This is a genomic window from Devosia sp. P2_G7 (assembly GCF_056403495.1).
This window is the reverse complement of the sequence record NZ_JBFUFI010000004.1, coordinates 169801-182849: the sequence shown is the minus strand read 5'-3', so window position 1 is coordinate 182849 and position 13049 is coordinate 169801. Positions and strand designations below refer to the sequence as shown.

The 13049-nt window shown below is 66.3% G+C and carries 8 protein-coding genes; 2 read left to right on the top strand and 6 right to left on the bottom strand.

Annotation, left to right across the window (positions count from 1 at the left end):
• Positions 1–15 precede the first annotated feature (15 nt).
• The 4 genes from AC1DWU_RS08810 to araD1 form a co-directional block, all read right to left on the bottom strand.
• Entirely contained in the window at positions 16–1314 is a 1299-nt protein-coding gene (locus tag AC1DWU_RS08810) for an HlyD family type I secretion periplasmic adaptor subunit (protein ID WP_477149598.1), read from the bottom strand.
• Positions 1307–3025, bottom strand: coding sequence for a type I secretion system permease/ATPase (locus tag AC1DWU_RS08805; protein ID WP_477149597.1), 1719 nt, complete (start codon positions 3023–3025; stop codon positions 1307–1309). The genes AC1DWU_RS08810 and AC1DWU_RS08805 overlap by 8 nt, the downstream gene beginning before the upstream one ends.
• A gap of 235 nt (positions 3026–3260) precedes the next feature.
• Complete coding sequence (locus AC1DWU_RS08800; protein WP_477149596.1) at positions 3261–5360, bottom strand: calcium-binding protein; 2100 nt, start codon at positions 5358–5360, stop codon at positions 3261–3263.
• A gap of 266 nt (positions 5361–5626) precedes the next feature.
• The gene (gene araD1 / locus AC1DWU_RS08795; protein WP_477149595.1) at positions 5627–6619 is read right to left on the bottom strand and encodes an AraD1 family protein; all 993 of its coding nucleotides are present in this window, start codon (positions 6617–6619) and stop codon (positions 5627–5629) included.
• 296 nt (positions 6620–6915) lie between these two features.
• On the opposite strand from araD1, the gene recA reads away from it, so the two are divergent.
• Positions 6916–7953, top strand: a complete 1038-nt coding sequence (recA, locus tag AC1DWU_RS08790) for a recombinase RecA (protein WP_477149594.1) — start codon at positions 6916–6918, stop codon at positions 7951–7953.
• Positions 7954–8389: 436 nt separating this feature from the next.
• On the top strand, positions 8390–11032 hold the full coding sequence (alaS, locus tag AC1DWU_RS08785) for an alanine--tRNA ligase (protein ID WP_477149593.1): 2643 nt from the start codon (positions 8390–8392) through the stop codon (positions 11030–11032).
• Here alaS and AC1DWU_RS08780 read toward each other — a convergent pair.
• Positions 11029–11988, bottom strand: a complete 960-nt coding sequence (locus AC1DWU_RS08780; protein WP_477149592.1) for a DMT family transporter — start codon at positions 11986–11988, stop codon at positions 11029–11031. The two genes, alaS and AC1DWU_RS08780, sit on opposite strands and share 4 nt — an antisense overlap.
• Complete coding sequence (locus tag AC1DWU_RS08775; protein WP_477149591.1) at positions 11989–12963, bottom strand: DMT family transporter; 975 nt, start codon at positions 12961–12963, stop codon at positions 11989–11991.
• Positions 12964–13049: the final 86 nt, after the last annotated feature.

The window sequence follows — 13049 nt, the reverse complement described above, 5'->3', positions numbered from 1 at the left end:
GAGGGGCGATGCTCCTCAGTCCTCCCGAAAGGCATGGCTCAGTTGCGCCGCCAGGGGCCCCAGCAGGTACGACAGCACCGTGCGGTCCGCGGTGCGCAAAAACGCCTCCGCCGGCATGCCGGGCACGAGGTGTTGCTGGTGCGGCAGGCGGGCCAGTTCGGATTCCGCGAGCTTCAGGCGGATCGAGAAATAGGCGACGCCCGTCGTCGGGTCGCGCGACAGATCGGGGGAAATGGATTCGACGCTGGCGGCGAGTTCCGGCGTCGTCCGCGCGTCCAGCCCGACCAGCCGCACCGATGCCGCCTGGCCCACCGTCAGCTTGTCGACATCGAGCGGCGAGACGCGCGCCTCCAGCGCGAGGCGGTCGGAGCGCGGCACCACCTGCATCAGCGTCTCGCCCGCCGACACCACGCCGCCCACCGTGCGGACGATCGACTCGTGCACGATGCCGGCCTGCGGCGCCCGGATCTCGAGCTTCGCCAGCCGGTCCTCGGCGGCGATCTTCTGTTGCAGCAGCTCGGCGATCTGCAGGCTGACGGCGCGCAGGTCTTCCAGCACGCCGGCGCGGAAGGTGGCAGTGTTTTCGGCGATCTTGGCGCGGCTGCCGGCAATGGCGGTTCGCGCCGAAGCGATCTCGGCGGTGAGGTTGCCGGCCTCGCCTTCGAGCCGCGCCAGCTCGCGCTTCGAGCTGTTCAGCCGGCTCGCCTCGACGAGCCCATCCTTGAACAGCGTCTCGGAGTCGCCGACTTCGTCGGAGAGGATGGCGACCTGCCGAGCAACCGCGGCCTGCTGCGCCTCCAGCCCGACGATCTGCTCGCCGAGCTGCCCGATCTGCTCCTCGAGTTGCGTGGCGAGCCCGGCCTGCGCATCGGCACGGCTCTGGCGCAGTCCCTCCTGCGCGGCGAGCAGTTGGTCGAGGGTCGCGCGATCCGGCCAGCTATCGAGGCTGGCGGGAAGCGTCAGGTGGTCGTTGCCAATACTCTCGGCGGTCAGCCGCGCTTCCAGGGCAAAGGCGGCGCTCAATTGCGAGACGATCACCGCGAGGTTGGCGGAGACCGTCGTGCTGTCGAGCTGCAGCAACAGCTGTCCCGCGGTCACCGGGTCGCCGTCCTTCACAAGGATCGCCGCCACCACGCCGCCTTCGGGATGCTGCACGCGCTTGGTACCTTCAAGCGGCACCACGGTGCCCTGCGCGATTACCGCGCCGGCGATCTCGGTGGTGCCGGCCCAACCGCCAAGCGCGCCGATGAACAGCGCGATGGCGCCGAGGCCGGCAAGGGCGTGGCGCCGGAGGCTGCGGATCGGGTCAGCCATGGACCCGCACCTCCTCGATGCGTGGGGCAGGGGCGGTGACCTGCCGCAGCACTTCGTCCTTGCTGCCGAAGGCGCTCTGCCGCCCATTCACCACGTAGATCAGCTTGTCGCAGACGGCGATGGCGCTCGGCCGGTGAGCGATGACGATCACCACCGCACCCCGATGCTTGGCCGCCGTGAGTGCATTGGTCAGGGCGGTGTCGCCGGCGAAATCGAGGTTGGCGTTCGGCTCGTCCAGCACCAGGAGGAACGGATCGCCGTAGAGCGCCCGGGCGAGGCCGATGCGCTGGCGCTGGCCAGCGGAAAGAGCCGCGCCGCGAGCCCCGATACGGGTGTCGTAGCCATCGGGCAGGCCGGTGATCAGTTCGTGCACACCGGCAAGCCGCGCCGCCTTCAGCACGCCGTCGCTGTCGGCATCCGGCCGGAACCGGGCGATGTTCTCGGCAACGCTGCCGTCGAACAGCCCCACGCTCTGCGGCAGGTAACCGATCCGCCGGCCAATCTGCATCGGGTCGTAGTGGGCCAGTTCCGAGCCATCGAGCCGCACCTCGCCCTGCAGCACCGGCCAGATGCCGACCAATCCACGCGCCAGCGAGGTCTTGCCCGAACCGGAAAGGCCGAGCACGCCCATCGCCTCACCTGCCGCGAGGGTGAAGTTGACGCCGGAGATGAGGGGAGGTCCCTGCAACACTGGTCCAGTGGCGAACTGGCGGACCTGCAGGGTGAATTGGGGGTCGGGCAGGCTCAGGCGGGGCGCTTCCGCCGGCTGCGCCGCCAGCAGCACTTCTGTCCGCTGCAAGGCCTGACGGGCGGCTGCGAGGCCACGCCATTGCGCGACCACCTGTTCAACCGGCGCCAGGGCTCGCGAGGTGACGATCGAGGCAGCGATCATCAGCCCCGCCGAAAGCTCGCCGCGGATCACGAGGTAGGCGCCCAGAGCTAGTACGGCCGATTGCAGTAGAAAGCGGAACGATTTCGTTACCGATGAGTAGAGCGCGCCGACATCGCCGGCCCGGTTCTGTACCGCCGACAGCGCCTCTGACCGGGTCCGCCAACGCTCCGTCAGGTCGTCGAGCATGCCCATGGCGAACACGGGTTCGGCGTTGGCGCGGGCATCTTCGCCCAGCGACTGGCGCCGGGTCAGCGCCGCCGCGGTCTCGGCCGTCGGCCGCCCGGAGAGCCGCTCGTTGATCAACAGCAGCGTGGTCGCCACCAACGCGCCGCCCGTCGCCAGCCAGCCCAACGCAGGGTGGAACAGGAAGACGATCAGCAGGTAGACCGGCAGCCACGGCAAATCGAACAACGCCAGCGGACCGGACCCGCCGACGTACTGCCGGATGCTATCGAGATCGCGCACGGCATCGGGGCGCGCTACGCCCAACGGCGTCAGTCCGGCTCGCAGCGAGGCGCGAAACACATCGGGGGCCACCGAGGCCTCCAGTGCGCCGGCAAAGCGCGAGGCCATGCGCGAGCGCAAGAGGTCCAGCAGGGCGAGGAAGGCGTAGACCCCGGCGACCAGCGCAAACAGCGCCACCAGCGTCGGCACGGAGCGGCTGGCCAGCACGCGGTCATAGACCTGCAGCATGAACAGCGGTCCGGTCAGCACCAGGAGGTTGGTGCAGAGGCTGACGATGCCGAGCGCCAGCAGCGGGAACCCGGTGCGCCTCAGGAGGGCGCGGACGACGCTTTCGCGCCGGGCGCCGTTCGACATTTCGATACCTCGTCGCTGCCCGGTTGGGCGAGTGCAGTGGAGTCTCTGTGCCCGGGAGCCATGCATGAACCGGCGCCCTCGGATAGCAGCCATGCTGAAACGGCATATCCGGGATTGGGTGGGAATGAAAAAACCCCGGAACACGGGGGTTCCGGGGCTTAGGTATTGCGGGGTTGGTGCCGCAATTTTCAGCAGCCGGGACTTGGGGCGTCCGGTGCTGAATTGAGAGGCAGCGTCAGACGATCCAGTCCGACGATGCCAGAAGGGAATCGAGCGTGGCGCCGTTGAGCCCCATGGCGAGCGCATCGCCGTGGGCATCGGCGACGCGGATCTCGACGTGATAACCACTGCCGTCGACGTCGATGCCGAGGCTGTCATAGGTGTCGCCGCCACTGGCCGCGGCCTCGCGGAATGCCGAGAGGAACGCAGCAGGCGACGAGAAGCCCGTCAGCCCGATATCCAGCCGGTCGCCAGACTTGAGCGAGAAGTCCTCGACCGTGTCGTGGCCGGCCGAGAACACGAATGTGTCAGCGCCCGAGCCCCCATTGAGCAGGTCGATGCCGTCGCCGCCGAACAGCCGGTCGTTGCCGGTCTGGCCGTAGAGGTCGTCATCGCCATCGCCGCCCGACAGGTAGTCGTTCCCGGCACGGCCGAAGAAGCGGTCATTGCCGCCGAAACCGAAGAGCTCGTTGGCCGCGTCGTTGCCGGTGAAGCTGTTGTTGAGCGCGTTGCCGAAGCCGTTGACGTCGCGGGTGCCGGTCAGCTCCAGCGCCTCGTTCTCTGCGCCAAGGACGTAGGTATTGGCGGAGATGATACGGTCATATCCGGCGCCGGACAGCACCACGTCGTGGACGGAACTGATGACGATCCGGTCGGCGTCGTCGGTGCCGAAATAGGTGGTCGGCAGGTCGGTGAGGGTCGACGTGGCGACGGTGCCGTCGGCGAAGCGAAAGGCCTCGATGCCGCCGATGATGTCGTAGCTGCCGCCGACCTTGTGGACCACGAAACGGCCCGAGAGGTCGCGGGTGAGCGTGTAATCGTCGCGATCGCCGGCGTAGGACAGGACGTCCGTGCCGAGGCCACCGTCGATGAGGTCGTTGCCCTTCGAAGCAACCACCAGGTCGTCGCCCTTGTCGGCGTACAGGCGGTCGCAGCCGGCGCCGCCGATCAGCGTGTCGGCTCCGGAATTGGCATGGAACTCGACGCCGGAATCGTCCGCGACGATGATCTCGGCCTTGGTCGTACCCGCGACGTTGGCGAAGGTCACGGTGTTGGCGTCGCGGTCGGTGGGGGCACCGTAGCTGGTGCCCTCGTCGTTCACGAACAGCGTCGGCGAAAGGTACGTGGCTTCGAGGGCCGTACGTACCGAGCTCAGCACCTCGACCACGTTGTCATGGTCGTCGCCGCCGTGGAAGTTGATGTCGCGGTTGGTCTCGCGCACCTGGATGGAATTGTTGGCCTCGCTGGTCCAACTGGCGAACAGCAGGGCATGGCGGGTGTCGAAGGCCTCGAGTCCGACCAGACCGCTGTCGTAGAGCGCCTTGAGCTGGAAGGCATAACCGTTGCCGCCATCCCCCTTGTTCACCGCGCCATCGACCGACAGATTCGAGGCATCGAGGAAGATCGATTGCGAGAAAGTGAAGCCGTTGGAGGGGGCGTTCTCGATGTCGATGTCGAACAGCTTTACGTGGCTGGTGGCTGACAGCGAGATGACGTTCGAGCGATCGAAGGCCGACGAGACGTTGTTGAAATTGCCCGGGTCTTGTTCGGCTAACCCGGATTGGACGGTGAAGCCGCCGAGCTTGACGTTCTCCGCCACCTCGATCTTCTGCACCGAGGCAATGGTGGAGAAATCGAAGGCAAGCCCGTTGGTGAGCCGCACGGTGTTGCCGTTGACCGAGGCGACCTCGACCATCGACGTACGCAGCGGCTTGTCTTCGCGCCACTGGGTGTCGCCGATCGAGTCGAGATAAGCGTCGGTGTTCTCGAGCTCGATCCACAGGTGATCGCCGGTCTGCAGCGCGGACGCATCGTCCATATGCAGGTACATCGAGCCTTTGCTCGCCGCCTCGCTCAGCGAGAACGCGCCCGAGTAGCTCGGCACGTCGATGACGCCGCCCACCTGGAAGGCGCCGCCGGCCCGGGCATTGCCGACGAGGTCGATGGTCGTCGCCCCCGATCCGGTGCCCATCACCGTGATGTCGTCGCGGTTGATGACGACGGTCTGGTCGAACTCGAAGGTGCCGGCGCCCAGCAGGATGGTTTCGCCGGCTGGTGCTGAGTTGACAATGGCCTGCAGCTCGGCCGCAGAGGTCGAGGCGGAAACGGTGATCATTGGGGAGTACCTTTCGCAACTAGTGGAGTGGACGCGAATGCCTCCCTTTTGCACCGCGACGGCAGTGTTCCCGCTTGGCGCTAACCCCGGCTGAGGCCGATCGATAAGATTTGCGTCAAAAGCCGCAGGGAACACGTGCCCAACCTCGCCCGCCAATCTGGGCGGTGAGGGGGCCGAAATGTGCACGCTGTGGAAAAGTTGCCGATATGCAAGAGCCGGGCACTGGGCCCGGCTCTGAAGCAGTCATCGATCGGCGGTCGGGCCGCCTAGAGCTGGCGGATTTCCACCGGCCGGTCCTTGTTCCAGGCCACCGCGTTGCGCAGCGGCAGACCGAACTGGGCTTCCTCGATCTCGAACACGTCGCCGGGTTCGGTCTTGATGCCGTCGGCAAAGCTCAGCGTCGCGGTGCCGAACATGTGGACATGGATATCGCCCGGCTGGCGGAACAGGTCGTACTTGAAGTGGTGGTACTCGAGGTTGGCGATGGTGTGGCTCATGTTGTCCTCACCCGAGAGGAACGGCTTTTCCCACACCACCTTGCCGTCGCGCAGGATGCGCGACATGCCTGAGACGTTCCGCGGCAGCTCGCCGACGCGCAGCTCCGGCCCGAACGAGCACCAGCGGAGCTTGGAATGCGCGAGGAACAGGTAGTTCACCCGCTCGGTGACATGGTCGGAGAACTCGTTGCCGAGGGCAAAGCCGAGCCGGAAGGGCGTGCCGTCCTTGCCGATATAGTAGATGCCGGCGATCTCCGGCTCTTCGCCGGCGTCCTTGGCGAAGGCAGGCGAGGGGATGGGCTTGCCGGGCGCCGCCACGACATAGCCGTTACCCTTGTAGAACCACTCCGGCTGCACGCCGGTCTCGCCCGGCTTGGGCTTGCCGCCCTCGAGGCCCATGCGGAACATCTTCATCGAATCCGTCAGTGGCGCCTCGGCCTGCTGCTGGTTCGACTTGTGCATGGCGTCGCGGGTCGAGGCCGAGCCGAGATGGGTGAGGCCCGTGCCGGTGACATAGAGGTGCGCCGGATCGGGATGGTCGACAGGGGCCAGCAGCCGGCCTTCCTTGGCGAGCGCTTCGCGATCGAGCTTGGCGCCAAGGCCTTTCTCGATCACCACGGCGCGCAGCGACAGGCCGCGTTCGGCGGCTTCGCTGGCCAGCGCATAGACGCTGGTAGCTCCGGTCACGACGCTGGTCACGCCGCCTTCGGTAGCGCCGACGGCCCGGGCGCCCTTGTCGTCCTCGAACTGGATGAGATGCATGAAGCCCATTCTCTCGGTTTTCGTTGCCGCCCTATAGCGCGAGCGCCGGACGATTGCATTTGGATTTTGGATGTAGATCGCACTTGCGGATGCCCAGGGGGCGTACGGCGCGAATCGGGCTGCATCGGTGCGTAAGGCACAACGAATTTACCCCCTTGACGTTTTGGAAACGAAATGAGAACAAACTGCGTACATTAGATGGACAGATATCGGTTTGCGCGGCGCGAACCGAAGTGGAATAAGGGGAGATGGTTATGGCTGCTGCTGTGACGCCACTGCGGGTTATTGAGGGATCGATGGATAAGGACAAGGCGCTGGCTGCAGCGCTGAGCCAGATCGAGCGGAATTTCGGCAAGGGCACGGTGATGCGTTTCGGCGAGGGCGCCATTGCCCAGGTCGAAGCGATTTCCACCGGTTCGCTCGGGCTCGATATTGCGCTCGGCATTGGCGGGCTGCCCAAGGGTCGTATCGTTGAAGTGTTCGGGCCGGAAAGCTCGGGCAAGACGACACTGGCGCTGCACGTGGTAGCCGAGGCCCAGAAGAAGGGCGGCATCGCCGCGTTCATCGACGCCGAGCATGCGCTCGACCCGATCTACGCCCGCAAGCTTGGGGTGAAGGTCGACGAACTGCTGATCTCGCAGCCCGATACCGGCGAGCAGGCGCTGGAAATCGCCGATACGCTGGTGCGCTCCGGCGCGGTGGACGTTCTGGTGGTCGACTCGGTTGCCGCGCTGACGCCGAAGGCCGAACTCGAAGGCGAGATGGGCGATTCGATGCCGGGCCTGCAGGCCCGCCTGATGAGCCAGGCGATGCGCAAGCTTACCGGCTCGATCTCGAAGTCGAAGGCCATGGTGATCTTCATCAACCAGATCCGCATGAAGATCGGCGTGATGTACGGCTCGCCCGAGACCACGACGGGCGGCAACGCGCTGAAGTTCTATTCCTCGGTCCGCCTCGACATCCGCCGCATCGGCGCGATCAAGGAGCGAGAGGAAGTCATCGGCAACCAGACCCGCGTCAAGGTGGTCAAGAACAAGCTTGCCCCGCCGTTCCGCCAGGTCGAATTCGACATCATGTATGGTGAAGGCATCTCGAAAACTGGCGAACTGCTCGATCTCGGCGTGAAGTCGGGCCTCGTCGAGAAGTCCGGCGCCTGGTTCTCCTACGACAGCCAGCGGCTGGGGCAGGGGCGCGAGAACTCCCGCCAGTTCCTCAAGGACAACCCGCAGATCGCCGACCAGATCGAAAAAGGCGTCCGCGAAAGCTCAGGCGTCCTGGCCGAAGCCCTCCTGGCCGGCCCCGAAGGCGATGAGGCTGACGACGGCGAGGCGTGATCGGTTCCCGTTGCACAACGAGTTCAAGGGCGCCCAGGTGGCGCCCTTCTTCATTTGGGACTGGCCTCATTGCCGCCTACCCACGGGCCGTCCGCTAGACCCTACTCGTGTCCCAATCTCACCCACCCACCAGCCGTCATCCCCGGCGAAAGCCGGGACCCACTGCTCGGACGGCTGGGTTGGCACGGGCCGCGTCGGTCCATCACAGCAAGGGGACAGATCAGCGCGAGTGGAACGGCCGGAGCATTGGGTCCCGGCTTTCGCCGGGGATGACGGCCGGTGGCGGAAGCGGGCATGGCTGAAGCGGCTTCGGCCGCCAATATGTGGCATCCTGCAACCCCTGCGCTGGACACAACCGCGACCCCCGCGATAGAAGGCCTTTCCTGTTGTTCTTGGCGGGGCCGCGGCCTCGCCATTTGTCTGTAAGAGACCCGTCATGACGAGCGTGAACGATATCCGGTCGAGCTTCTTGGGCTACTTTGCCAAGAACGGTCACGAGGAAGTTGCCTCGAGCCCGCTGGTGCCGCGGAATGACCCGACCCTGATGTTCACCAATGCCGGCATGGTGCAGTTCAAGAACGTCTTCACCGGCGTCGAGAAGCGCCCGTATTCGACGGCGACCACCTCGCAGAAATGCGTGCGTGCCGGCGGCAAGCACAATGACCTCGACAATGTCGGGTTCACCGCGCGGCACCACACCTTCTTCGAGATGCTCGGCAACTTCTCGTTCGGCGACTACTTCAAGGAGCACGCGATCGAGCTGGCCTGGAACCTCTTGACCAAGGAGTGGGGCCTGCCCAAGGAGAAGCTGACCGCGACGATCTACCAGGACGACGACGAGGCGATGGCGCTCTGGAAGAAGATCTCCGGGCTGCCCGAGGAGCGCATCGTGCGGCTCGGCGCCAAGTCGAACTTCTGGCAGATGGGCGATACCGGCCCGTGCGGCCCGTGCTCGGAGATCTTCTACGACCACGGCGACAAGTACTGGGGCGGCCCCCCGGGCTCGCCCGAGGAAGACGGCGACCGCTTCGTCGAGATCTGGAACCTCGTGTTCATGCAGTTCGAGCAGGCTGCTGACGGCTCCCGCACCGGGCTGCCGCGTCCCTCGATCGATACCGGCGCCGGGCTCGAGCGCGTCGCCGCGGTGATGCAGGGCACCAACAACAATTATGAGATCGACCTGTTCAAGGCGCTGATTTCGTCGGCGCAGCAGGCCATCGGCTTCAATGGCGAGAGCAGCAATGCGAGCCTCCGCGTCATTGCCGACCACCTGCGCTCGATGAGCTTCCTGATCGCCGAAGGCGTGCTGCCCTCGAACGAGGGCCGCGGTTATGTGCTGCGCCGCATCATGCGCCGTGCCATGCGTCATGCGACGCTGCTCGGCGCCAGCGAGCCGGTGATCCACAAGATCGTGCCGACGCTGGTGCGCGAGATGGGCCAGGCCTATCCCGAGCTGGTGCGCGGCGAGGCGATGATCACCGAGACCGTCGAGCTCGAGGAGAACCGGTTCCTCAAGACGCTCGGCCGCGGCCTGCAGATTCTCGCCGACGAGACCAAGGACCTCGGCGAAGGCGGCGTGCTGGCCGGCGGCACCGCGTTCAAGCTCTACGACACGTTCGGCTTCCCGCTCGACCTGACGCAGGACGCGCTGCGTACCCGTGGCATCAGCGTCGACACCGTCGGCTTCGATGCCGCGATGGCCGCGCAGAAGGCTGAGGCCCGGAAGAGCTGGGCCGGTTCAGGCGAAGCCGCGACCGACCTGGTGTGGTTCTCGATCGCCGACAAGGTCGGCCCGTCGGAGTTCCTCGGCTACGAAACCGAGGACGCGGAAGGCGAAATCGTCTCCCTGGTCAAGGACGGCAAGGAAGTCGACAGCCTCAAGGCCGGCGACGAAGGCTTCGTCGTGCTCAACCAGACGCCGTTCTACGGCGAGAGTGGCGGCCAGGTTGGCGACACCGGCCGGCTCGTTGCTGATGGCGTGGCGGTGACCGTCACCGAGACCACCAAGCATCACGGCGTGTTCGCGCACCATGTGAAGGTCGACGAGGGCACGCTGAAGCGCGGCCTCGGCCTGGCGCTGCATGTCGACCATGGGCGCCGCACAGCGATCCGCGCCAACCACTCGGCTACACACCTGCTGCACGAGGCGCTCCGCATCGTGCTCGGCGATCACGTGGCGCAGCGCGGCTCGCTGGTCGCGCCTGACCGCCTGCGTTTCGACTTCGTCCACACCAAGGCGATCTCGCCGCAGGAACTTGCCGAGATCGAGGACATCGCCAACGATATCGTGCTGCAGAACACTCCGGTCGAAACCCGGCTGATGAGCGTCGAAGACGCCAAGTCGTCGGGCGCCCGGGCGCTGTTCGGCGAGAAGTACGGCGACGAAGTGCGCGTCGTGTCGATGGGCCTCCCCACGGGCAACGGGCTCGGGTGGTCGGTGGAACTCTGCGGCGGCACCCATGCGCGCCGCACCGGTGATATCGGGCTGATTTCGGTAGTGGCCGAAGGCGGCGTCGCCGCCGGCGTCCGCCGCATCGAGGCGGTCACCGGCAAGGCAGCGCGGCATCGCGGCAACGACAATGTGCGGATCGTCGAGACCGCAGCGAACCTGCTGCGCTCCGGCCCACATGAAGTGCTCGAGCGCATCGAGACGCTGCAGGACAACTTCAAGAAGGCCGAGCGGGCGCTGAGCGATGCCAACAAGAAGCTGGCCTTAGGTGGCGGGCAGGGCGCCAGCGCCCCGGCAGCCGATGATAGCGTCAACGGCATCACCTTTGTCGGCCGTGCCGTCGAGGGTATTTCGCCCAAGGACGTGAAGGGCCTCGTCGATACCGAAAAGAAGCGGATCGGTTCGGGCGTGGTTACGGTTGTGCTGAAGGGCGAAGACGGCCGCGGCACCGTTGCCGTTGGCGTCACCGACGACCTGACCGGGAAGTATGCGGCGGGCGAACTGGTGAAGTTCGCCACCGTGGCACTCGGCGGGCAGGGCGGCGGCGGCCGCCCCGACATGGCGCAGGGCGGCGGCCCGGATGGCGGCAAGGCCGACGCGGCGATCGCTGCGGTGCGCGCGGCGCTCTAGACGGGGTCCGGTCCCGGGCCCTTGAAGGTATCGGGCGACGGGTTGTCCCGGCGCGCCCGATACTCGGCCCAGCGGCCGGCGATGCGGGCCCGTGCCCCATCGCTGAACACATTGGCGAGCCCGGCGGCAACCACGACGCCGAGCCCCGCCAGCCCGAGCGCATCGGGCACTTCGGCGAAGAACAGCGCGCCGAACAGCAGCGCCCACACCACCTGGCTATACTGCATCGGCGCGACGCGGCTAGCCGGCGCGAGCGACACGGCGGCGATCTGCAGCAGGTAGCCAATCCCGCCGAGAATGCCGCAGATCAGGAGCGCGCCGAGCAGCATCCAACCGGGCCAGACGAAGCCGAAGATCACCAGCCCGATGGCGTTGGCGGCGAGCGTGAAGAGGCCGGGCAGCGCGAACAGGCTGACCTTGCGCTCCTCGCCCGAGATGAGCCGCATGGCGGTGACGGAAATGGCCGCGCTCACGGCGCAGCCGAGCGCCGTGAGGTGGCCGAGTTCTAGCTCGCGGAAGCCCGGACGCACCACCAGCAGCACGCCGAGAAAGCTGATGATCACCAGTGCCCAGCGATCGAGCGCGACCCGTTCGCCCAGGATGAACACCGAGAGGATGGTGGTCGTCACCGGGATCAGGAAGACGAGGCAGTAAGCCTCGGCCAACGGGATGGTGACGAATGAATAGGTGATCAGCATGGAGCTCGCCGTGCGGCAGACGGCAATGAGCACCAGGAGCCAGGGGCGCTTGAACTTGAACGTGTCGCGCCAGCGTTCGGCCTTGGGCTTGGAAAACAGCGCCGGGATGATCGAAAACACGGTGGTGAAGAGGCCGATCTCGAACACGCTGAGGTCGGCGCCCAGGCCTTTGATCATGGCGTCGGCGGTGGAATAGACGCCATAGGCGATGAGGGCGCAAAGCACCCCGAGCGAGGCGGGCGTGAGGCTGCGCAACATCTACTTGCCCGTCGCCGGCGCCTCGTCGGCGTCGCTGCGGCGCGGCAGGTTGGCATCCTCACCCAGTGGCGCACTGACTTCGGAGATGGCGCTGGCCGGACCGAACACCGACAGGCGGGAGAAGATGCGGATACGGGTCTCGTCGGACATCACGTTGAGGATGCCGCCGAAGGCCACGACCACGAGGCCGCAATAGGCGACGGTGTCGGGGAACTCGTGGAAGAAGATGGCGCCGAAGACCACCGCCCAGGCGATCTGGCTGTACTGCGCCGGCGCGATCTGGCTGACCGGGGCGCGGCGGGTGGCGGCGATGAACAAGATGTTGCCGGTGCCGCCGAGCGCGCCGATGGCCAGCAGCAGGGCGAACTCTTCCCACGTCGGCCAGTGGAAGGTCGGCAGCATCAGGATGCCGTTGACCAGGACGATGTACCCGAGCGGCCAGCCGAGCAGGCTGACGCGCTTTTCGACCGGCGCGACCTTGCGCAGCGTCGTGGTGGTAATGCCGCCCATCAGCGCCGCGCCGAGGGCGAGCAGGTGACCCAGTTGCAGGTCGCGGAAGCCGGGCCGCACCACCAAGAGCACGCCGAGGAAGCTGGCGCCGAGGAACAGCCAGCGCTGCCAGGTGACGTCTTCCTTGAGGATGGTCCTCGACAGCGCCACCACGAAGATCGGCGCGAGGAAGGCGATCGAATAGGCCTCGGCCAGCGGGATGTGGGTGAAGGCGTAGATGATGCAGAGGTTGCCGATGACGCCGGTGACACTGCGCAGCTGCACCAGCCACGGATGGCGCATGTGGTGGAACTGCCGCCAGTGCTCGCCCTTGGGCTTGGTGAAGATGGCCGGAAGGAAGGAAAACAGCGCCGTCCAGAAGGCGATCTCGAAGACCGACAGGCTCGTACCGAACCCTTTGATGATCGCGTCGCAGCAGGAATAGAGCAGATAGGCAATGAGCGAAAAAGCGACGCCGGAGGGCATCTTCGGATATCCAAACGGGGGAGGGACGCGGCTGGTATGGCAGATCGTATACGACGCGCTTATCGGGGCGTCGATGGGCGCCAAGG